Raw genomic sequence first — 21,384 nt, forward strand, 5'->3', positions numbered from 1 at the left:
TTCCCTTTTAATTGTTACGTAAAGCATGTTGCATATCATCTGGAATGCTGGAAGTAAAAGTCATTTCCTTTTCTAAAATAGGATGATAAAACGTCAAAGACGTACTATGAAGCGCTTGGCGTTTCATCACATCTCTTTGTCCCCCGTATAAATCGTCTCCAAGTAGCGGATGTCCTATATGCGCCATATGTACACGGATTTGATGTGTTCTTCCTGTCTCGAGCTCAAGCGCTACACGCGTCTTATTAGGAAAACTCTCCATTACTTTAAAATGAGTAACCGCTCTTTGACCATCCTCACAGACAGTTCGCTCGATTATGCTATCCGCTTTTCGTCCGATTGGTGCGTCAATCGTTCCTACCTCTTCTAAAATCATTCCATGAACGATCGCTTCATACGTTCGTTTCACCCCTTTTTGTTGATGCTGCTTTGATAAAAGATGGTGAACGAATCGATTTTTCGCAATTAACATAAGCCCTGAAGTATCACGGTCTAGTCGCGTCACAATGTGCACTGTACTTGCGAGATGTTGTTTATCATAATGATATAAAAGAGCATTCGCAACACTTCCTGACGGATGCTCCCTAGACGGAATCGTTGACATATAAGCTTCTTTATTCATAACAAGCACTGCATCATCTTCATATACAATGCATAAAGGGATATTTTCCGCTATCATCCCTTCACTTCTTTCCTCCACTGGAAAGAAGACTTGTAACTCTTCACCAGCTTGTAACTTATGACGAACACTCGCATGTTCACCGTTCACTTCAATTGCTCCGCCATGAAACTTTATATCCGTTAATGCAGCTTTAGAAATCCCCTTTGTTTTTAAAAATTCTCTAACTAAGATTCCTTCTGCTACAGATTGTATAGTCCATTTCAATGTAAATCTGTTCAAATATATAAACCCTCTCTATTTATCTGCAACAAACGAGTCACGGACACGTTTCCAAAATGGGAACGGACGAAAACGAACAAACCGCACTTTCTCGTTCGCAACGCGATACTGGATTGATTTCACATCTTGATGAACCATCGTTAAATGATCCACCGTAATTTGCAAGTTCATTCCTGCAGCCGGCTTCAAAACGCATGTATGATGCTTCGGCAGTACGAGCGGCGAGCCTACTGTACGAAACACACGGTTGTTAATGGATGCCATTTCTGCAATTTGAATCGCTTCAATAGACGGGTGAATAATTGCTCCGCCAAGCGCTTTATTATACGCCGTACTTCCTGAAGGAGTAGAAATACAAAGACCATCTCCGCGAAACGTTTCAAAATACTCTCCGCGTATTTCCACTTCTGTTACTAATGTACCTTCTGCACTTTTTACAGTCGCTTCATTCATCGCCAAATACTGTGACTCTTTACTACCATTCACATAGCGAATAATCACTTCTAAAAGCGGGTATTCAACCACTTGGAATGGCGTTTTAGCGATTGCAATCACTAACTTTTCTACTTCTGTCGGTAACCAATCTGCATAGAAACCTAAATGACCTGTATGTACACCAACAAATGCGGTTTCATCTAATCGATTATAGTAACGATGAAATGCATATAAAAGCGTTCCATCTCCCCCAACAGAAATTACAATATCGGGTTCCTTTTCATCCATTATAAATCCAAAATCTAGCAAGTACTCTTTCATCGTACTTGCAAGTGTATCTGATGATTGATCTCCCTTTGACATAATTGCAAATTTCATCGCCCAACACCCTTTAGTTTATGATTCAGAATCTTTCGTTTCTTGCTTTCGTGAAAAAATCTTTTGCGCTTCTTGAATTTCAAGACGAATAGAAGACATTTCTTCGTCTAATAAAAATGCCGCTTCCGCTGCACGTTGTAAGCGTATTTTAATATCTTCAGGAAAACGTCCACTATATTTGTAATTTAGAGAATGCTCAATCGTTGCCCAAAAATTCATTGCTAACGTACGTATTTGAATTTCAACTAATACTTTTTTTTCTCCCTGTATCGTTTGAACAGGATAACTAATGACAACGTGGTAAGAGCGATAGCCGCTGTCTTTCTTTTGCGTGACATAATCACGTTCTTCCACAATTTCAAAATCATTTCGTTTTCGAAGATATTCTACAACAGGCTTAATCTCATCAACAAATTGACACATCATTCGAAGGCCCGCGATGTCCTGCATATCTTCTCTTAGCCGATCAAGCGGTACATTTCTCTTCTCCGCTTTATCAATAATACTTGCAACCGACTTTACCCTTCCTGTTACAAACTCAATTGGAGAATGCTCCGTTAACATTGTAAATTGAGTACGCATTCCTTTTAGTTTCACTTTCAGCTCTGCCACCGCTTGATGGTAAGGCGCTAAAAATTCTTCCCAATTACGATTCATTTCAACCACCACCAAAATCAATCCATTTGCTTATAGAAACACTTTTTCTACAGCAGTTACTAATTCTTCTCCGTAATTTGCATTACCTTCAATATTTTCAACTAAATATTCTACTTCTTCTTTTAATCCTTCTAATTCCATTTCAACATCATTCACGTAAATAAACATCGCTGTATCTTTATTCATCGCTTCATGCATTGCTTCCCAGCATGTATGCGGAATGCTTACATAAATGAAAGATGATTCATTTTCTAAGATATATAAAAATGATAAATTGTCTGAGTCTACAAGTACGTGATTACGCGCACTTAACTCCTTTACCTCTATGTCAGTATTTTCCGCACAAAAAATAAGAGCATTCTCTCTCGTTTTTACGCTCTTAACTTGGATTTTATTTTGCATGCTCGAACTCCTCCATCTCAACTTCCTGTCTTACTTAACAGTATTATTGTATCATAACATGGACGCAAACAAATAAAACATTGAACCAAATTTGTGAAAAAGCGATAATGTGTAAAGAATTATTTTTCAAAAGGAGCGCATACAATGACACAAGAAATTGAAATTGAATTTAAAAATATGGTTACAGAGGACGAATTCCAAACATTATGCAAATCTTTTTCTATTGAAGCATTTACAAAACAAGTGAATCACTACTTTGAAACGCCTCACTTTTCTTTAAAAGATGCGGGCTCTGCACTTCGTATTCGTCATAAAGATGGAACTTATACATTAACATTAAAACAACCTGCTGAAATTGGTTTATTAGAAACTCATCAGTCTGTAACAGAGAAAGAAGCTAACCTTATGATGGAAACAAACACAATTATTCAAGGCGCTGTAATGGATCAACTTCACAAATTACAAATCCCCGTTTCCTCTTTAACTTATATGGGTAGTTTAACAACAGAAAGAGCTGAAACATTATTTGAAGGCGGAACGCTTGTCTTTGATCATAGTTTCTATTACAATCACGATGATTATGAAATTGAATACGAAGTGCAAGATGAAAAGACTGGTAAAGCCGCATTTATGAGTTTACTAAAGCAACATAACGTACCAGTTCGTCATACAAACAACAAAGTAAAACGCTTTTTCCTTGCCAAACAAAACAAAGCACGCTAAAGTGAAAATTCCATTAGTGAAGAAACAATTCACCAGTGACTATGTTTCACCTTTTTGAAAAGAAAAAGATTTATTAGCAACTTATAGAATAAGCAAAGAATGTTATGAAGGCTGTTTAGTTGCTCTTCATAACATTCCATTGCTACAATAGATATACATTTCATGGAAAAAGGAGTTTATAAAGGATGAGCAAGCAACCGATGACACCATTTGAAGCAATTGGCGGTGAACAATGCATTGCAACATTAGTGGATACATTTTATTCCTATGTCAGTGAACACCCTGACTTATCTCCGATCTTCCCGGATGATTTAACAGAAACCGCTAGGAAGCAAAAACAATTTTTAACACAATATTTAGGTGGTCCTAATTTATACACTGAAGAACATGGGCATCCTATGCTAAGAGCACGCCATCTTCCGTTTGAGATTACTCCAAAACGAGCAGAAGCTTGGCTATCATGTATGGAGCAAGCAATGAATGATACAGGAGTGCACGGTCATATAAGAGAGTTTGTTTTTGAACGTTTAGCATTAACTGCTCAACATATGGTTAATACTCCAAATGAAACAGGTGAAGTGTAATGGATAAGCAGGAAGCTAAGCATATGAATATGCCTTCTCCTTCCACATGCGAACATAAATCTGTAGAAGCATATTTATTTATTGATCCACTTTGTAAAGATTGCTGGGATATCGAGCCATTTATTATTAAACTATGGCTCGAATACGGGAAATACTTCTCGATTCGTCATATAGTAACAGGAAAAGTGGACGGAGCAAATGCTTCCTCACACAAATGGAATAAACCTGCTAATATTCGATTTGTGTGGGAAAAAACAACAAGCTTACAAGGCTTTTCATGTGATGGAAAGGTACATATGCAAGATTCATCGTCAACACCGTATTTAGTTTCGATGGCAATTAAGGCGGCGGAGTTGCAAGGCCGAAAAGCAGGTTCGAAGTTTTTGCGAAAACTCCAAGAATACATTTTGCTTAAAAATGTATCAAACCCTGACGGTGAATTATTACTTACATGTGCTAAAGATAGCGATATTGATGTTGAGGAATTTAAAAAAGATTTACATTCCATTAGTGCAAAAAAAGCTTTCCAATGTGACCTAAAATTCACAAATGAGATGCACATTACAGAAATTCCTTCCCTCGTATTTTTCCATGCAAATTCAGATGAGGAAGGCATTAAAATCGCAGGGATTTATTCCTATGATGTATACGTACAGCTATTGAAAGAACTTGTGAAATGCGAGATTGAGCCAGAACCATTACCGCCCTTAGAGGTATTACTAGAAGCAACACAATTTATTTCTTCGAAGGAAATCTCATTTATATATGACTGCTCTCAGCAAGAAATAGAACGCGAACTAAAAAAATTACTACTAAAGCGAAAAGTACAAATGATTGAAGTAAAGTGCGAACGTTATTGGAAATGGATTACAAAAGAAAAAGACCTGGTGTAAACACCAGGTCTTTTTCTTTACGGCTTATAAAAATATTAAAGGGGATGGGAGAAATTTTCACGTTCAAACAAAGGGGTATATGTTTGTATGTGAATTCGTTCACGCTTATTATATTACAAGATTCGACGTCAGATGACAACCCCTTTTGTCGAATTTCACACTTTTGTCACATTCTAAACGTTTTCATTCCTGAATAAGCTATAGAAAAAGCAATTTAGGAGGTGTTCTTTATGAAAAAGTCTCATATTTTCCTTATCTTTCTAGGCGTTATTGTTTCTTTTTTCTTGTATATCCTCTCTCTATTACAAGCTTTTCCTAAAATTATTGCCTTACCTCTTTTATTCGGAGTTATCGTCATCGCTCTCTCTTATTTCAACCATAGAAAACGGTTCAAACGATTTTAACTACAAAAACAAGTCACGAAACCTCTTCTAATTTAGAAAAAATAAGCGAAACCCCATAGCTTTTCGACAAATAACGACAAATTCAACACATATCTGAATCAATGTTCAAAACAATACAAAAGACGAGGAATTTCATCCTCGTCTTTTTAATTACTTCTCTTCAAATAGTAGCGCTTCTAATTCGTTTAACTTTTCTTCAAATACTTGTAATGCTTCTCTTACAGGTTCTGGCGATGCCATATCTACTCCTGCTTTTTTCAACACTTCAATTGGATAATCAGAGCTTCCCGCTTTTAAGAATTCGTTAATGTAACGTTCTACTGCTGGTTGCCCTTCTTCTAATATTTGTTTTGATAAAGCTGTTGCCGCACTAAATCCTGTTGCGTATTGATATACGTAATAGTTGTAATAGAAGTGCGGAATACGAGACCACTCTAAACCGATTTCTTTATCAATTACTAAAGTATCACCGAAATATTTCTTATTTAAATCGTAGTAAATCTCCGTTAACATATCTGGAGTAACGGCATGTCCTTCTTGTACTTTCTTATGAATGATATGCTCGAACTCTGCAAACATGGTTTGACGGAATACAGTACCGCGGAATCCTTCTAAATAGTGATTTAATAAATATAGACGCTCTTTCTTATCTTCTGTCGTCTTCAATAAGTAATCATTTAAAAGTGCTTCATTACAAGTTGATGCTACTTCTGCTACGAAAATTGAATAATCACCATATACGTGCGGCTGTGTCTTTCTTGTATAGTAACTATGCACAGAATGACCAAACTCATGAGCAAGTGTAAATAAATTATTCACATTATCATGCCAGTTCATTAAAATATACGGATTTGTTCCGTATGCACCAGATGAATATGCACCGCTTCGTTTTCCTTTATTCTCATACACATCTACCCAGCGATTTTCATATGCTTCTTTCAAAGTTTCAACATATTCATCACCAAGTACATGTAAAGATTTCAATAACATTTCTTGCGCTTCTTCATACTTCACATTCATTTTCACTTCTGGTACAAGTGGTGTATATAAATCGTACATATGAAGCTCATCCAGACCTAGAGCACGCTTACGAATATCAATGTAACGGTGCAATAGGTGTAAATTATCATGTACTGATTCAATAAGTTGATCATATACCGCCTCAGGAATATTATTATTACTTAATGCAGCTTGACGTGCAGAATCGTATTTACGAACGCGTGCATTGAAATTATTACGTTTCACTGCACCACTTAACGTACTTGCAAATGTATTTTTATATTTTCCGTACGTTTCATAAACAGCTTCGAATGCATCCTGGCGAACACGACGATCATCACTTTCTAAAAACTGAATGTAACGACCGTGTGTTATTTCTACTTCTTCTCCATCCTCACCTTTAATAGATGGGAATTTCAAATCCGCATTATTCAACATTCCGAATGTATTACTTGATGCACTCATCACTTCAGATGCTTCTGCTAATAAAGCTTCTTCTGCTTCAGATAATACGTGTGGACGTTGGCGTGTAATTTCTTCTAATGCATGCTCATATACACTTAGTTCTCTATTTTCTTGTAAGAAAGCTTGTAACGTATCTTCTGAAATGGATAAGATTTCAGGCACGATATATGCTGTGCTACTAGATACTTGTGAATATAAATTTGTCGCACGATCATTTAATGCTTGATACACAGAATTTGTTGTATCTTGATCGTAACGCATATGAGCATATGTATATAGCTTACCTAATCGCATTGAAATTTCATCTTCATATTGCAGCGCCTCAAGTAAATTGCTTGCAGATCCACCAAGTTTCCCTTTGAATTCAATTAACTTCGGTAATAGCTCTTTAATAGCCTGAAATTCTGTTTCCCATTCTCCATCTGTTTGGAAAATATCTTCTAATCGCCATGTGTTTGCTTCTTCAATCTCATTGCGATCTGGTAATGATTTTACTGTATTTTGTTCAGCCATTCTTTAAGCCCTCCTTTAAATATCTCTACTTAAGTACAATTCGATTTTTCTTATGTAATTCCTTCACGATCAGTCTTTATTATATCCACTTTTCCCTCTCTCATGTTGTACTTTGTCTCAAATAGAGATAGTGCATGCGCTAAGCAAATTTCATCATATTTCATAATTTCTTCCTCTGTTTTTAACATAACAACATCTCTTATTTTTCGATACTTATAAGTACCTACTTTATTTAACACACCTGCATCACATAAAAATGTCATATACTCTGCAACTGCTACCTTCCATATTTGTTGTGCAAAATACGGAAGTAGACGCCTCTTCGTATATTTTGCTACATCATTACATACGTATTGAAGGGAAATATACTCCCCCACCTTAAGTTTACCTATGCACTTCATATAAAGAGAAGCTTGCCATATAAATGGATTTGTTTGAAAAGCAAATGAGGATGGAAGAGGAACACCAATTTCAGAAGGAAAACTCGCTGGGGTAAATTTGAATTGATATAGAACTCGTAGTAGTGACTTATAATTATAATTCCAAATAGGTAAAGCATTCTTCCGAAAATATTGCTTTTTATGCGTCCATTCTTGTTCTAATCGTTTTTTTTGAAATGGAACTGGCTGAAGAAGATTTTCAAGACTAATAGTACGAAGAGGTAAATAAATAGTATGTGAGAAATAAATATTTGAAGAAAATGCGGTTATAAATACACATTTCATAAATGCTTTTTGCTTTGGACAAAAAAAGAAGAGTAATGGCTGAGGATAAGACTGTAGACAAAAAGAATGAAACGAAGATAACGAAAACCAATAAGCGGAATGCCTTTTCAGTTGATTTCCGCCTAATATCCATATTACTTGTATACCTGCTTTCCAATACGATAATGTTCGCTTGAATAATTGCTCCGCGCATAACGCAGCACATTGATATTCAATAGCAATCTTTCTCCCGTCTCTTTCTATAAACAGATCTGGGCGCTGACGAATCTCTGGAAGATAATGTTCAATTTCCACATGACAACATTGCGTCTTTAACCATCTATATAGCAACTCTTTACCATGCATATGATACACAGATTCTGCTTCATAAAACGCAAGGCATGAATCTACTTTCTTATGAGCAAAATGCCAGCTCTTCTGTTTTCCTAATTTCATTTGCACTTCCTTTCCGCAAGCTGTACAAAAAAATCTTTCTTGTTTACGCATATTGCGTAAACACTCTTCATCCCGGTTATATAATAGATGAATTTTTTCTCCGTTTTCTCTCCTTGCAATAAATATCGCAATCACACCCTTTCAGCTTCTTGTATTCTACAAACTACTACAAATTCCCTTCAAAAAAAGATGTCCTAATTTAGGACATCTTTTTCTATAACAAAGGTGATAATAACCGATACGTTGATTCAACAATTCGTCTATGAAGACGCCTTTTATGAAAGCGATCGACATGAATTTCACTTGATTCTTCTAAATCATCTTTAAAATCTTGAACGAGCTTTCGAATGCTATCTGTATCATATAAAAAGGCATTTACTTCGAAGTTTAAATGAAAACTTCTCATGTCCATATTAGCTGTCCCAATTGAAGCAAGATCAGAATCAACGATGACAACTTTACTATGAAGAAAACCTTTTTCATATTCATATATTTTTACTCCTGCATCTAATAACTCCGGAAAGTACGATCTTGATGCATAAAAGACAGTACGCTTATCTGGCTTACTTGGCATTAACAAACGAACATCAATACCAGCAAGTGCAGCTACTTTTAATGCAGATAAAATATCATCATCTGGAATAAAATATGGTGTTGCAATCCAAATCGATTTCCGAGCCGAAGCAATCATTGCAAAATATAAATGTTTAATTGTTTCCCATTTATTATCTGGTCCACCCGCAACTAGTTGCACTCCGCCCCAATGATCACCCTCAACTGCTTTCGCTTGTAAATATTCAGGCGCTAATACTGCCTCACCAGTCATATAAAACCAATCTTGAAGGAAAATCAGCTGTAAGCTTTGAACTGCTTCACCGCGCAAATATAAATGCGTATCTCGCCAAAAACCGAAATATTTATCCTTCCCTAAATATTCATCGCCAATATTTAATCCACCTACAAATCCTTCATTTCCATCAATAATAACGATTTTTCGGTGGTTTCGATAATTAATTTTATCGTTTAAAATCGGAAAGCGTACAGGGAAAAATGGAATCATTTCTACTCCTGCACCATTCAATTCTTCAATATACGAATTTGATAATTTAAAACTTCCAACCGCATCATATAAAAAACGAACGACAACGCCTTCTTTTGATTTTTTTATTAAAATATCTTTAATTTCTGTACCTAGCTTATCATCACGTACAATGTAATATTCCATATGAATGTGGTGTTTCGCTCGATTTAATCCATCTAAAATTGCCTGAAACGTTTCATCTCCATTTGTTAATGTCCTCGTTTCAGTTTGAAATGAAATATTTAAAGCACCCAGTCGATCTGCTAAGCGAAATAACAATTCTTGATGCTTATGGTTTCTCAAAATCCGTTCTTCGTGATCTTCGTGTCCCTTATATTGTAAAAACGCCTGTTCATCAAGTAATGCCTTCTTTTGGAACATTCTTTTCCTACGAAAGTTTTGTCCAAATAATAAATAAGCAAAGAAACCGAACACTGGAAAAATACCTAGTACGATTAACCATGTAAGTGTTTTAGACGGGTGGCGGTTTTCTAAGAAAATAACACACCCTATTAAAAACGCAGAAACCGTAAATATAATACTAATAATACCTAAAATCGAAATGTTTTCTATCCCAATTACATCCGAATAAAATGCTACATCAATAAACATACGTAACGAAACAAATAATGCGAACAATAATAGAAAAAAGAAAAGTAGTTTTAACGTATTTTTCATCTCTTACCTCCTTACAAAGACAACTTTCCTATGCTTCATAAAAAAAGCCGATTTCATACTATAGAAATCGGCCTACGTCTTAGCAGGAAAATGATTACGAATTGTCTCAAGCGCACGCTCTTTCACAACTTGTTTTCCATACTCACTTAAGCGGTGAATCGTTAGAGTAGATTCTTCTCCATATTCTAAAATAATACTTAAAATACGATCAATTTCTTCCTCATCATGTAGCACTTCATCAAACTCTACATATACATAATAGCGGTCCTCAAATGAATACAGCTCATCTTTTATATCTTCAAAGATAAGACGATGACTTAATGAAATTACATCTTCAAAATCACTAAACTTAATTAAAAAGCCAAACGTACCATCTTCATTAAAGTTTGTACCTGCTGGTTCCACTACCTCTTCCTCTAATTCTTGCTGGAATAATGATTCGATTCCTTCATCTAGAGGAATATCTATAATTTTGTCTACACCTATTGGTAGTTCTAACTTTTGCCCATCCTTTGAAAGCTGTGCTTTCGTTACAAGCACTTCAATCCCTTTGTCAACTGCTTGCACTTGAATCCATAATGGTCCATCAATAAAGAAATCGTCATGATCACGGGCTTCATCCATCATTTCCCAAAAAAGTTCTTCACTTCGTTCGCGGTCATACCAAATTTCTTCACGGTTAAATCCTCTATCCTCTATATCAATGTACGTAATAAAAAATTTCATTGTATGATCATTAATTCTTTCAATATCCAAAATACAACTCTCCCTTCCTGTTTGGAATTGTTATGAAGGGATCCCCCACTCATATGACAAATCAATAGATTCTTGTACTTTCATTTTATGATAAGATTCTCCAGAATGGAAATAAAATCGATTTATTTTACAAAAATAGTTATATGCCTACCTTCATTCAGCTGCTTACATAAAGTAAAACTTTAGTCAGTGGGGGTTTTGTTCATCCTCAGATGATTAGCCCCCAGATAGCGTGACAAATATATCATGACACCAATTCACTGTTCACAAAAAATTTGGACATACATTTCCATATTCGCCCGTACACTGTAATAAAGTGAAACATCTATTAGAGGAGATTATTTAGTCCCCCAAGTACGCGGGAAAAACTAGACAAACTTTCTTCATCACATACATATATTTCGCTTATTAAAACATCATAAATGGAGGCAGACGAATGGACTTAGAGTTTTTAACATCTGTACTAATGATTGTCGGTATCGATGTTGTACTAGGTGGCGATAACGCAATTGTCATCGCACTAGCTAGCCGAAATTTACCTGAAGAAAAACGAAATAAAGCCATTTTGATTGGTACTATTTTAGCAATCGTGCTACGAATTCTCCTCACAATACTAGCCGTCTATTTACTCGATATCCCATTCTTACAGCTCATTGGCGGAATTTTACTCACATTAATCGCGGTAAATTTACTAACTGATAATAACAATGACCTTTCTTCTATCCAAGGAAAAACGACTTTATTCCAAGCTGTACGTACAATTGTATTCGCAGATCTCGTTATGGGGTTTGATAATGTTCTTGCCATTGCAGGAGCAGCCCACGGAAGATTTTTACTCGTAATAATCGGTTTATTCATTTCTATCCCGATTATCATTTGGGGAAGCAAACTTATTTTAATACTCATGGAACGCTTTCCATTTCTCATTTATGGTGGGGCAGCAGTTCTCTCCTATACAGCAGGAAAAATGATTACACACGAAGACAGACTTGCAACGTTTTTCTATCATAATCCTAGTTTTACCACCGGCATCCCTTATTTGTTCATTTTCACCGTTTTATGTATAGGCTTTATCGTTCAACAAGTTCGATTACGAAATGTTAAACAGTAAAAAAAAACCTTCTACTATATAATAGGTAGAAGGTTTTCATATTATTATAATTAATTTACAAGACGTTGTGCTTCACGTAATTGGAACGTTCTCACTGTACGTGGTAAGAAACGACGGATCTCGTCTTCGTTGTAACCTACTTGAAGACGTTTTTCGTCAATCATAATTGGACGACGTAAAATACCTGGATAGTCACGAATCATCTTATATAAATCTTGAAGTGGTAAAGACTCTAAGTTCACATTCAATTCTTGGAAAACTTTTGAACGAGTAGAAATAATCTCATCCGTTCCGCTTTCTGTCATACGTAAAATTTCTTTAATTTCCTCAATCGTTAATGGATCTGAGAAAATATTACGTTCTGTATAAGGAATATGATTTTCCTCTAGCCATAATTTCGCCTTTCTACAAGACGTACAGCTTGGAGAACTATATAATGTTACCATACAAAGCTCACTCTCCTTAAAGAGTACAAATTCTGTACTAATTACAGTTTAAATTTCTAACTTCAGCAATTCTTCACAATAACTTGTCTTATAGCAAAGTAAAAAAATCGCAGTTCATGTAAGCAACAACTTATTACAAACAACAATTACTTTTAATAAGTAACTTCTATAATCATTATACAATAGTTTTTGCAAGAAATATACAGTAAATTTACTGCTAGTTGAGAAAACTCTTCCTTGTATTCCACTGCTATGTAACATGATTACACTCACTTTAACTGTCCTTTAACAACGATCCTCAACCCTTTTGACACTTGCTTTCTACAATAATTTTCACCTGATATACAATTACATTTTCATAATCTTCCCCTATCAAAAAGATAACGTTTTCTTACCTTTTTCCAACAAAACAATTGAGAAATGTAAGACTCTCAAGGTTAAAACGAAAAGGAACACTTGTTCTCATTTTAACAAATCTCTTCACTCATGCCCATACGATTTCTAAAGTAAATTCAGTATTTTTCTGACATTTCTTTCTTTTTTATCTTTTATCTCATACAATAAACATATAGACAGGCAAAGGGGGAATTTGCATATGATTGCTTATTTTGTTGATTTTGTCATTGTTGCTGCCCTCATCATCGGAATAACAGCATTGATTGGTGTCATTACAAATAGCATTGGTGAAAAACTCTTTGGTGGGAAAGAAAAAATGAAGTTTGTTAACAAAAGTTTAGATGTACAATCCGGTTGGAACCAAGTTGGTGGAAAAGGTATTTATAAAAAACGTACGTATTAAAAAAAGCAGGTAATCACCTGCTTTTTTTCTTATTTTCCTACTGATGCCCATTTGAAGCTTACTTCGCCGCCATATTTATGGTTGTACATATCTTTAATTGTTTCTCTTTGTAAATATGCTCTACCACGTTGATATACTGGAACAATCGCTGCATCATCAAGTAACATTTTTTCTGCTTCAAGTAAGTTTTTCCAGCGAGCATTTACATCGCTTCCATCTTTTTTCGCTTTCGTAATAATCTCATCGTACTTCGGATTAGAATACTTCATTTTATTTTGCGCTCCGTCAGTTACAAACATATCAAGGTATGTAACTGGATCTGGGAAGTCTGCACCCCAACCAGAGAATGACATTACATAATCGCCCGCATCTTCTAATTTTAATTTTTGCGCGAATGGTTGTTGTTTAATTTTCACTGTTAAACCTGGTAAATTCTTTTCTAACTCACCTTTTAAATATTCACCAGTTTTCTTCGATAATTCAACGTCTTCATTTAATAGCTCTAATTCAATTTCATTTTTACCAAGCTCTTTTTTACCAGCTTCCCAATACTTTTTCGCTTCTTTCACATTCGGTTTTACAATATCTCCATTTTCAGCACGGAAATCTTTTTTATCCGGTCCTTTAATGAAATTGTCAGGAATTAATCCGGTCGCTGGCTTAGAACCGTTATTTAATAACGTATCAACGAATGGTTTACGGTCAAAACCAAGTGAAATTGCTTTACGAATATTTTTATTTGCTAAAGCTGGGTCTTTTTGATTTAAACGAAGGAAGAATACAGATGTATCTTCTACTGTTTTGAAATCTGGTTTTCCTTTATATTTATCGATGAACTCTGCTAATAATGTAGCTCGATCGATTGCGTTTGTTTCATATAAGTTAATTGGTGTAGATGTATCTTTTACAATGTTAAAGTTTACTTCCTCAAGCTTCACTTCTTTATTGTCCCAATAAGATGGGCTCTTTGTCATTTTGAAACTACGTTCATGTTGCCAATCACTTAGTGTAAATGGACCGTTGTAAAGTGTTGTATTTGCTTCTAAGCCAAACTTCGCCCCTTGCTCTTTCACATACTTTTCATTAACAGGATAGAAGATTGGATAGACCATTAAATCAACAAGATATGGGATAGAATTATCTAATTCTACTTCTAATGTATGATCATCAATCGCTTTGACGCCTAATTGATCTGGACTCATCTCTTTTTTATTAATTTTCTCTGCATTTTTTATATCGTACATAATATACGCTGATTTCGCAGCTGTATCTGGATTAATTGCTCTTTGCCATGCATACACGAAATCTTTCGCCGTTACAGGATCACCATTTGACCATTTTGCATCTTCACGTAATTTAAATGTATACTTTTTACCGTCTTCTGACTTTTGGAATTCTTTCGCTACACCTGGAACTAATTTATCATCTTTTCCAAGGCGGTATAGACCTTCCATCGTATTGTTCATTACTTTCGAAGAAACTGCATCAGCTGATAATGCTGGGTCCATCGTTGGAATTTCTTGTGTTTCAACTAAGTTTATAACTTGCTTAGCACCGCTTTTACCGCTATCCCCTTTTGCGCTTGCTTGCGGTTCATCTTTTTGATAGCTACATGCCCCTAAAACCATGCTCATTGCTACTGTTGATGCTACAAAAACTGGTATCTTTTTTTTCATACTTCCACCCTCCAAAAAATGTTAGCCCTTTCATTTTCAAACAGAAAGAAATATATGTATGTTCTAATAATTCATATTATACACACAAATATATTCTTTGTATATTTATATTTCTATTTCATTAAAATTTTCTGTTAATATTCAGTGTATTTGTAAACGTTTCATACTACGTTTTTATTGCAGTCAAGTGTTAAAAATAACAAATTTTATAGTTTTTTAAATTATCAGAGAATAACGAAATTTATATCTCATTATATCTTACGTATAATTATTCTTCTTTTTTTGTCATAAAATGAAGGTCCGTTCATATTGAAAATATGTAGGCTAAAATGAGTGCAAAGGATATGAAAGTGTGTTACGATACACTTTGCTAAAAATAGATATCGGTAAAGAGGGGACGGACATGACAGCAATTCGCTCAAAAAACGGGCCAACAGAAAAATTAAGTTTATTCTTATTAACATGGCCTATTTTTCTAGAAGTTTTTCTTTTTATGCTGATGGGGATCGCTGATACTTTCATGTTAAGTGCATTATCAGACGATGCTGTATCTGGGGTTGGTGCAGCAAATCAATACCTCCATATCGCTATTTTAGTACTAGAAGTCATCGGGAATGGCGCAGCTATCGTCGTATCTCAATACCTCGGTTCTAAACGCTTTATGGAAGCATCCAAAATATCAGCATTAGCAGTAACATTAAATTTAGGAGTCGGTCTCGTTATAAGCGCCGGTTTTCTTTTATTTTCAAAACATATGATGATGGCAATGAACTTACAAGATGATGTATTAACGTACGCGCAAAGTTATTTATCCATCGTCGGGGGAGCCATTTTTCTTCAAGCTATTATTAACTCATTAGCTGCAATTATCCGCGTACACGGCTTTACAAAGCAAGCGATGTTTATTTCACTTGGAATGAATATTATTCATATCGCCGGAAACTACGTACTCATTTTTGGGAAATTCGGCTTCCCTGAACTTGGTGTGCAAGGGGCAGCTATTTCTTCCGCCGTCAGCCGGCTAATCGCACTTATTGTGTTCTTCTGGTTACTGTATCGCGTTATGGAATACCGCGTGAAATTGCAATACTACTTCACTTTATCAAAAGAATACGTTGGCAAAATTTTAAAGATCGGCATTCCATCTGCATTTGAACAAGTAATGTACCAAGCTTGCCAAATCGTCTTCCTATACTACGCAACATACTTAGGAACAGAGTCGTTAGCTGCTAGACAATACGCTACCAACATTTCTATGTTCACTTATTTATTCGCCATTGCTATCGGTATGGGAACAGCTATTATCGTTGGACGCCTAGTTGGCGGAAATGAAAAGGATGAAGCATACACTCGTGTATGGAAAAGTGTACAATGGGCGATTGGTGTAACTTTATTTATGGTCATTCTCGTTATTACATTCCGCACACAATTAATGGGACTATTTACGGATAATCCCCATATTATCTCTCTAGGGGCAAGCGTTCTTTTACTAAGTGTACTACTTGAAACAGGACGGACGATGAACATCGTCATCATTAATTCCCTTCGTGCAGCTGGTGATGCGAAATATCCAGTTTTAATCGGCGCATTCTCCATGGTGTTAATGAGCTTACCGCTCGGCTACTTTTTCGTCTTTCAATTAGATATGGGTCTCGTTGGTATTTGGCTAGCGATTGCTATCGACGAATGGACTCGGGCGATTATTATGTTCTTCCGTTGGAGAAGTAGAGCGTGGGAAAATTATGCACTTGTTAAACCGGATGAACAAGAAGATAGTGCTTCTGTTCAAGCGCAGTAGAAAATATACAGGTGATATCCTATAAAACGTACGTTTTATAGGATATCACCACAGTAAATGAAATTATATCGGCGGTTTTTCGAATATATCGACCGCAACTCGAATTATATCGGCGATTCTTTAAATATATCGATTTACCGACAAATATTGATAATAGAAATGTTTTATATAGTAGAAACAGAACTCATAGAAAGTTCCTTTTTTAATAGTTTAAATTAAGTTAATTAGTAGTGACAGCAGTACACATAGAAAAATTACTTAATACTTTTTCAACTGGTTTTAAGAACCGATCCATTCCCTCACGAACAAGCCAAACCTTCTCAACATAACTACTATTAACTCATTTCTCTTACTTTTATCCCGCATTAACGGGCAGTAAGACTCCCACCTCAAAATTCGGAGAATGCGAGGAAGTTAGGTGGGAGATCAACTGCCCGTAAAAGCCTGATTGGTTCAACTAATAATCAGTGGGGGATGAACAAAACCCCCACTGATTAAAGTTTCACTTTATTACAAAAAATAGAGCCATCCTCCTGTAACAGAAGAATGGCTCTACTTTTTTATTGATAGATTTCTTTATATTTCTTATACTCTGCTTCAGAACATAGTACGAAATGTCCTGGGCGAATTTCACGCATTGTTGGTACTTCGCTACCGTATTCATGCTGAGATGGATCGTATACGATACGTTTACGATTGCGCTCATAATCTGGATCTGGAAGCGGAATTGCTGATAATAGTGATTTTGTATATGGATGAATTGGATTCGCATATAACTCTTCACTTGTTGTCAGCTCAACGATTTGACCACGGTACATTACACCAATGCGATCACTAATGTATTTTACCATCGATAAATCATGGGCAATGAATAAGTATGTTAAGCCTTTTTCTCTTTGTAACTGTTTTAGCAAGTTTACAACTTGGGCCTGAATCGATACGTCAAGTGCTGAGATTGGCTCATCAGCAATGATAAATTCAGGTTCTACAGCAAGTGCACGAGCGATACCGATACGTTGACGTTGTCCACCTGAGAATTCATGTGGGAAACGGTTTGCGTGCTCTTTATTTAAACCAACTGTATTTAACAGTTCGTGAACACGGTCCATACGCTCTTTTTTGCTTTTCGCCAATCCGTGAATATCAATACCTTCTGCGATAATATCCCCTACTGTCATACGAGGATTTAATGATGCATATGGATCTTGGAAAATCATTTGCATTTTACGGTTGAATTTCTTCAATTCTGCGCGTGATTTTTTACCATGTACATTTTCACCATCGAACAACACTTCACCAGCAGTTGCATCATATAAACGAATAATCGTTCTTCCAGTTGTCGATTTACCACAACCCGATTCTCCTACAAGACCAAATGTTTCTCCACGGTAAATATCAAATGAAATATCATTAACCGCTTTGACAACACCACCACTCACGTCAAAGTGCTGCTTTACATTTTTCACTTCAATTAATTTCTCACGTTGTTTAGTCATGTTGTTCACCTGCTTTCATTTGAAGAATGCGTTTTTCAACGACTGCCGGCGGTTTTACTTCTGGAGCTTGCTCATGAAGTAACCAAGTTGCCGCATAGTGTGTATCACTTACTTTAAATAAAGGTGGTTCCATTTCAAAATCAATTTTCAGTGCCTGCGGGTTACGTGGTGCAAAAGCATCACCCTTTGGCGGTTTTAATAAGTCAGGAGGCGTTCCGGGAATTGCGTATAGCTCTTCCTCTGAGCCGTCTAAACTTGGCATAGATGCGATTAATCCCCAAGTATACGGATGTTTTGGGTTGTAGAAAATTTCATCAACAGTTCCAATTTCAACAATTTTACCAGCGTACATAACCGCAACTCGGTCCGCAACGTTTGCCACTACACCTAAGTCATGCGTAATGAAAATGATTGCTGCTTCTGTCTTTTGCTGAATGTCTTTCATAAGCTCTAAAATTTGCGCCTGAATTGTAACGTCTAGTGCTGTTGTCGGCTCATCGGCAATTAATAATTTCGGATTACAAGCTAACGCCATCGCAATAACTACACGCTGTCTCATACCACCTGAGAATTGGTGAGGATATTGTTTTAAACGCGCTTCTGGATTTGGAATACCTACAAGGTCGATTAATTCTAACGCAACTTTACGTGCGTCTCCTCTACTCATCCCTTGGTGTTTAATAAGACCTTCCATAATTTGATTCCCAATTGTCATCGTTGGATTTAATGATGTCATTGGATCTTGGAAAATCATTGCGATATCTTTACCACGAACTTGCTGCATTTCTTTTTCCGTTAATTTCGTTAAATCACGACCGTCAAATACAATCTCTCCATTTTTAATACGGCCTGGAGGATTTGGGATTAAACCCATTAGCGCTTTAGAAGTAACTGATTTCCCAGAACCAGACTCTCCTACAATCGCTAATGTTTCCCCTTTTTTTAAATCAAAAGTAACTCCGCGCACTGCTTGTACTTCACCTGCATGTGTATCAAAGGAGACTTGTAAATCTTTTACCTCTAACAATGTTTTCATTTTTGCCTCTCCCCTCTTTTACTTACGCATTTTTGGATCTAACGCATCGCGTAATCCATCTGCCATTAAGTTGAATGCTAGAATTAACATACTGATGACAACCGCAGGGATGAACATCATGTGTGGATACGTTTGAATAGATTTATACCCATCATTTACAAGAGAACCAAGTGACGCAAATGGTGGCTGAATTCCTAAACCGATGAAACTTAAGAACGCTTCACCAAATACCGCTGATGGAATTGTAAACATTGTCATTACGATGATAGGTCCCATTACGTTCGGGATTAAGTGTTTCACAATTAATTGTGTATTTGTTGCACCTAATGTACGAGATGCTAATACATATTCTTGGTTTTTTAACTTTAAGATTTGTCCACGAACAATCCGCGACATTCCTATCCAACCTGTAATCGCCATCGCGAGTGTAATAGACCAAATACCTGATCCCATAATGATTACCATTAAAATAACGATGATTAAGTATGGAATACCGTTAATAATCTCCATAATACGTTGCATAATATTATCTACTCTGCCGCCGTAGAATGCTGAAATACCTCCGTATGCAACCCCAATTACTAAGTCAATTGCTGCTGCTAAAAGAGCGATATATAATGATACGCGTGTACCTTCCCATGTTCTTGTCCATAAGTCACGGCCAAGATCATCTGTACCAAACCAGAAGTACTCTTTAATATCACGTTTTGCATATTGGTCAACACCATATTGATCTGTACCGTCAAATGGTAACCAATGAACATTTTCAATAACTGGAATTTTTGGTGGTAATTTCGCACGACCTAAATCTTGCTCTTTATACGAGTGTTTACTTACCATCGGTCCAAAAATCGCTAATAGTGCAATGAGTACTAATAATACAAGGCCAAGCATCGCACCTTTATGTTGGAACAAACGTCTTCTTACATCTTGCCAAAACGTTAAGCTTGGACGGGCAATGACTTCATTATCAACATTATTTTGATTGGCTTGTTGAAATAAATCTGGAGATAATTTTTGTACATCTTTCATCATTTTTTCCCTCCCGCTAAACGAATACGAGGATCAATAATTCCGTATAAAATATCGACAATGAAAATAACTAAAATGAAGATTGCACTATAGAAAATCGTAGTTCCCATAATAACTGTATAGTCATTTAAAGTAATCGATTTAACGAATTGTTCCCCAAGTCCAGGTACAGCATAAATTTGCTCGATAACAAGTGTTCCTGTAATTAATGCCGCAACCATTGGTCCTAAAATTGTTACAACTGGAATTAACGCGTTACGAAGTGCGTGTTTTACAATGATAACACCTTGACTAATCCCTTTTGCTTTCGCTGTTAAAATATAGTCAGACTGCATAACTTCAATTAATTCTGCACGAGAGAAACGTGCGATTGTTGCGATAACTGACATCGATAATGCAATTGTAGGCATTACAGTAAACTCTGGTCCTTTCCAGAATGCTACTGGGAACCAACCAAGTTTTACCCCTACGAAATATTGTAGTAATGCGGCGAATACGAATGATGGTACCGACATTCCGAGTACCGAAATAACTGTTGCACCATAATCGACCCACGTATTGTTACGAAGTGCCGCAACGATTCCTAAAATTAACCCGATAAATGATCCTAATATAATCGCTTGTAAACCAAGTTGTGCCGATGGTCCAATACGATCCACAATCATATCTGTTACTGGGCGGTTATCATATTGGAATGATACCCCTAAATCACCTTTTGCTAAGTTACCTAAATAACGTGCATATTGAACTGGCACTGGATCATTTAAACCATATTTTTCAAGAATGATTTCTTTTTGTGCCGGCGATAGTTTCTCCTGGTTTTTAAGCGGAGAACCCGGAAGCAATTTCATCAAGAAGAAAGTCAGTGTAGTAATTAAAAATAATGTCAAAGCCATGTACACGAAACGTTTTAATACATAACGTCCCATAGTCAAGCACCTCCCCGTTTTTCTCAAAAGCA

Annotated in this window: 21 protein-coding genes; 7 read left to right on the forward strand and 14 right to left on the reverse strand. The window is 36.1% G+C overall.

Annotated features, from left to right (window positions below; genetic code table 11):
• Positions 1-7: 7 nt before the first annotated feature.
• Genes MR109_RS11330 through MR109_RS11345 form a run of 4 tightly spaced genes read right to left on the reverse strand, consistent with a single transcriptional unit; the run spans position 8 to position 2,773 of the window.
• Positions 8-901: an RluA family pseudouridine synthase gene (locus MR109_RS11330; protein ID WP_002170851.1), complete on the reverse strand. Its 894-nt coding sequence runs from the start codon at positions 899-901 to the stop codon at positions 8-10.
• A gap of 15 nt (positions 902-916) precedes the next feature.
• Entirely contained in the window at positions 917-1,714 is a 798-nt protein-coding gene (locus tag MR109_RS11335; protein WP_002170850.1) for an NAD kinase, read from the reverse strand.
• Positions 1,715-1,732: 18 nt separating this feature from the next.
• Positions 1,733-2,371 (reverse strand): GTP diphosphokinase, encoded by a 639-nt coding sequence (gene yjbM, locus MR109_RS11340; protein ID WP_048369638.1) that lies wholly within the window; start codon positions 2,369-2,371, stop codon positions 1,733-1,735.
• 30 nt (positions 2,372-2,401) lie between these two features.
• Entirely contained in the window at positions 2,402-2,773 is a 372-nt protein-coding gene (locus MR109_RS11345) for a UPF0738 family protein (RefSeq protein WP_071717620.1), read from the reverse strand.
• 144 nt (positions 2,774-2,917) lie between these two features.
• Between MR109_RS11345 and MR109_RS11350 the strand changes: the two genes are divergently transcribed.
• From MR109_RS11350 to MR109_RS11365, 4 genes are all read left to right on the forward strand, one after another.
• The gene (locus tag MR109_RS11350) at positions 2,918-3,496 is read left to right on the forward strand and encodes a CYTH domain-containing protein (protein ID WP_002170847.1); all 579 of its coding nucleotides are present in this window, start codon (positions 2,918-2,920) and stop codon (positions 3,494-3,496) included.
• A gap of 185 nt (positions 3,497-3,681) precedes the next feature.
• The gene (locus MR109_RS11355) at positions 3,682-4,080 is read left to right on the forward strand and encodes a globin domain-containing protein (RefSeq protein ID WP_002170846.1); all 399 of its coding nucleotides are present in this window, start codon (positions 3,682-3,684) and stop codon (positions 4,078-4,080) included.
• On the forward strand, positions 4,080-4,973 hold the full coding sequence (locus MR109_RS11360) for a ClpXP adapter SpxH family protein (protein WP_071717621.1): 894 nt from the start codon (positions 4,080-4,082) through the stop codon (positions 4,971-4,973). The genes MR109_RS11355 and MR109_RS11360 overlap by 1 nt, the downstream gene beginning before the upstream one ends.
• Positions 4,974-5,203: 230 nt before the next feature.
• Positions 5,204-5,377, forward strand: a complete 174-nt coding sequence (locus MR109_RS11365) for a hypothetical protein (protein WP_082147722.1) — start codon at positions 5,204-5,206, stop codon at positions 5,375-5,377.
• 150 nt (positions 5,378-5,527) lie between these two features.
• On the opposite strand, the gene pepF is transcribed toward MR109_RS11365, so the two are convergent.
• From pepF to mecA, 4 genes are all read right to left on the reverse strand, one after another.
• Positions 5,528-7,354, reverse strand: a complete 1,827-nt coding sequence (pepF, locus tag MR109_RS11370) for an oligoendopeptidase F (RefSeq protein ID WP_178940555.1) — start codon at positions 7,352-7,354, stop codon at positions 5,528-5,530.
• A 50-nt stretch (positions 7,355-7,404) separates the two neighbouring features.
• Positions 7,405-8,649 carry a competence protein CoiA gene (locus MR109_RS11375; RefSeq protein WP_242272122.1) on the reverse strand — a complete coding sequence of 415 codons (1,245 nt, stop codon included), beginning with the start codon at positions 8,647-8,649 and terminating at the stop codon, positions 7,405-7,407.
• Positions 8,650-8,728: 79 nt separating this feature from the next.
• Complete coding sequence (locus tag MR109_RS11380) at positions 8,729-10,273, reverse strand: cardiolipin synthase (protein ID WP_071717624.1); 1,545 nt, start codon at positions 10,271-10,273, stop codon at positions 8,729-8,731.
• 72 nt (positions 10,274-10,345) lie between these two features.
• Positions 10,346-11,029 carry an adaptor protein MecA gene (gene mecA, locus MR109_RS11385; RefSeq protein ID WP_071717625.1) on the reverse strand — a complete coding sequence of 228 codons (684 nt, stop codon included), beginning with the start codon at positions 11,027-11,029 and terminating at the stop codon, positions 10,346-10,348.
• Between the two features lie 436 nt (positions 11,030-11,465).
• Between mecA and MR109_RS11390 the strand changes: the two genes are divergently transcribed.
• Entirely contained in the window at positions 11,466-12,140 is a 675-nt protein-coding gene (locus tag MR109_RS11390; RefSeq protein ID WP_002170840.1) for a TerC family protein, read from the forward strand.
• 50 nt (positions 12,141-12,190) lie between these two features.
• Here MR109_RS11390 and spx read toward each other — a convergent pair whose 3' ends face one another.
• Positions 12,191-12,586, reverse strand: coding sequence for a transcriptional regulator Spx (spx, locus tag MR109_RS11395; protein ID WP_000258267.1), 396 nt, complete (start codon positions 12,584-12,586; stop codon positions 12,191-12,193).
• A gap of 595 nt (positions 12,587-13,181) precedes the next feature.
• Here spx and MR109_RS11400 point away from each other — a divergent pair.
• On the forward strand, positions 13,182-13,385 hold the full coding sequence (locus MR109_RS11400) for a hypothetical protein (protein ID WP_002170839.1): 204 nt from the start codon (positions 13,182-13,184) through the stop codon (positions 13,383-13,385).
• Positions 13,386-13,414: 29 nt separating this feature from the next.
• Here MR109_RS11400 and MR109_RS11405 read toward each other — a convergent pair whose 3' ends face one another.
• On the reverse strand, positions 13,415-15,061 hold the full coding sequence (locus MR109_RS11405) for a peptide ABC transporter substrate-binding protein (RefSeq protein ID WP_242272123.1): 1,647 nt from the start codon (positions 15,059-15,061) through the stop codon (positions 13,415-13,417).
• A 352-nt stretch (positions 15,062-15,413) separates the two neighbouring features.
• Here MR109_RS11405 and MR109_RS11410 point away from each other — a divergent pair, with 352 nt between their 5' ends.
• Positions 15,414-16,859, forward strand: coding sequence for an MATE family efflux transporter (locus MR109_RS11410; protein ID WP_242272124.1), 1,446 nt, complete (start codon positions 15,414-15,416; stop codon positions 16,857-16,859).
• A 560-nt stretch (positions 16,860-17,419) separates the two neighbouring features.
• Here the strand turns inward: MR109_RS11410 and MR109_RS11415 are convergent.
• The 4 genes from MR109_RS11415 to opp3b are packed head-to-tail and all read right to left on the reverse strand — an operon-like array spanning position 17,420 to position 21,352.
• A complete protein-coding gene (locus MR109_RS11415; RefSeq protein ID WP_002170836.1) occupies positions 17,420-18,355 on the reverse strand; it encodes an ABC transporter ATP-binding protein in 936 nt (311 codons plus the stop codon).
• Complete coding sequence (locus tag MR109_RS11420) at positions 18,348-19,391, reverse strand: ABC transporter ATP-binding protein (protein ID WP_242272125.1); 1,044 nt, start codon at positions 19,389-19,391, stop codon at positions 18,348-18,350. The genes MR109_RS11415 and MR109_RS11420 overlap by 8 nt, the downstream gene beginning before the upstream one ends.
• An 18-nt stretch (positions 19,392-19,409) precedes the next feature.
• Positions 19,410-20,426, reverse strand: a complete 1,017-nt coding sequence (opp3C, locus tag MR109_RS11425) for an oligopeptide ABC transporter permease (RefSeq protein WP_048369665.1) — start codon at positions 20,424-20,426, stop codon at positions 19,410-19,412.
• Positions 20,423-21,352 (reverse strand): oligopeptide ABC transporter permease, encoded by a 930-nt coding sequence (gene opp3b / locus MR109_RS11430; protein WP_071717628.1) that lies wholly within the window; start codon positions 21,350-21,352, stop codon positions 20,423-20,425. Before opp3b ends, opp3C begins: the two co-directional genes overlap by 4 nt.
• Positions 21,353-21,384: the final 32 nt, after the last annotated feature.

The organism is Bacillus cereus group sp. BfR-BA-01310, assembly GCF_022664325.1.
GTDB classification, from domain to species: Bacteria; Bacillota; Bacilli; order Bacillales; family Bacillaceae_G; genus Bacillus_A; species Bacillus_A paramycoides.